2 protein-coding genes and 1 pseudogene are annotated in these 1,218 nt (G+C 54.4%); 2 read left to right on the top strand and 1 reads right to left on the bottom strand.

Features of this window, described 5'->3' with window-relative positions:
* Positions 1 to 194, bottom strand: a 194-nt coding sequence (locus K0778_RS26210) for a recombinase family protein (protein ID WP_161997276.1), incomplete at its 3' end; no start/stop codon positions are given.
* Positions 195 to 285: 91 nt separating this feature from the next.
* Here K0778_RS26210 and K0778_RS26205 point away from each other — a divergent pair.
* Both K0778_RS26205 and K0778_RS26200 read left to right on the top strand, forming a co-directional pair.
* The gene (locus tag K0778_RS26205; protein ID WP_000957857.1) at positions 286 to 474 is read left to right on the top strand and encodes a hypothetical protein; all 189 of its coding nucleotides are present in this window, start codon (positions 286 to 288) and stop codon (positions 472 to 474) included.
* A gap of 9 nt (positions 475 to 483) precedes the next feature.
* Positions 484 to 1,101: pseudogene (locus tag K0778_RS26200) on the top strand (transposase zinc-binding domain-containing protein); the annotation flags it as partial.
* Between the last annotated feature and the right edge of the window lie 117 nt (positions 1,102 to 1,218).

Genomic DNA, 1,218 nt, shown 5'->3' with positions numbered 1-1,218 from the left:
TCGCGGCCAAGACGGTCGAGCTTCTTAACCAGAATGACATCACCTTCCTCCACCTTCATCCTCAGCAAATCCAGCCCTTCCCGGTCTGTTGAACTGCCGGATGCCTTATCGGTAAATATACGGTTTGCTTTCACACCTGCGTCTTTGAGTGCTCTGACCTGAAGATGAACCACGGCAGCCTGGCGGCTGCAAATTGAAAACCGCCCCGGTTCGTCCTGTTGTTGCCGCACGCCCCGCAGAATATGTATGCTCTGAGGACCTGTTTTATTAAGGACTCATCCCCTTATGTTGACCCGCAAAAGTATCGATACAGTTCTGCTCTCTGTTGGTGCTGAGAAGCTCTCACAACGAGAATGGGACTGGATGAAAATGCTCAAACCCATGGACCCACCACCTGCGATGGTGACGACCTCCATCCTGAAGCGCCGTGGCGATACAGCAGCCCTTACCCTGCTACAGGATACCGGGGTTTAATCCATCCTCATGTTGTCCGGTTTTACTCCCCGCCCTCTGAAACGTCTGTTCACAGCCAACCAGTGCTGGACGTCCTTCCTGGATGCGGGCGGTCTGCGCGATATCGAGGTTGAAGCCGTCACCAAAATGCTGGCCTGCGGCACACGGATACTGGGTGTAAAAGAGTTCGGGTGTGATAACCCGGACTGTCAGCACGTAAAGTACCTGACCAACTCATGCGGCAGCCGTGCCTGCCCGTCCTGCGGAAAGAAGGCCACAGACCTGTGGACAGCAACACAGCTGAATCGTCTTCCTGACTGCGACTGGGTACATCTGGTCTTCACCCTGCCGGACACGCTGTGGCCGGTGTTCGAAAGCAACCGCTGGCTGCTGAATGACGTGTGCCGTCTGGCGGTGGAGAATCTGCTGTATGCCGCCCGAAAACGGGGGCTGGAACCCGGTATCTTCTGCGCCATCCACACGTATGGCCGTCGTCTCAACTGGCATCCGCATGTACATGTGTCTGTAACCTGTGGAGGTCTGAATAAGCATGGTCAGTGGAAAAAGCTGAGCTTCCTGAAAGACGCGATGCGTTCACGGTGGATGTGGAATATGCGGCAGCTGCTTCTGAAAGCGTGGTCAGAGGGGCACTGTTGCAAAGTTAGCGATGAGGCAGCCTTTTGTCTTATTCAAAGGCCTTACATTTCAAAAACTCTGCTTACCAGGCGCATTTCGCCCAGGGGATCACCATAATAAAATGCTGAG

This window comes from Escherichia sp. XD33, from assembly GCF_019375075.1.
Taxonomy (GTDB): domain Bacteria; phylum Pseudomonadota; class Gammaproteobacteria; order Enterobacterales; family Enterobacteriaceae; genus Enterobacter; species Enterobacter flexneri_A.
Note: the sequence above shows the minus strand (reverse complement) of the source record. Positions and strands in the feature narration are given on the sequence as shown.

Coding starts and splice junctions, on each gene's coding strand:
- K0778_RS26205 (WP_000957857.1), top strand. CDS start 286: ATGTTGACCCGCAAAAGTATCGATACAGTTCTGCTCTCTGTTGGTGCT.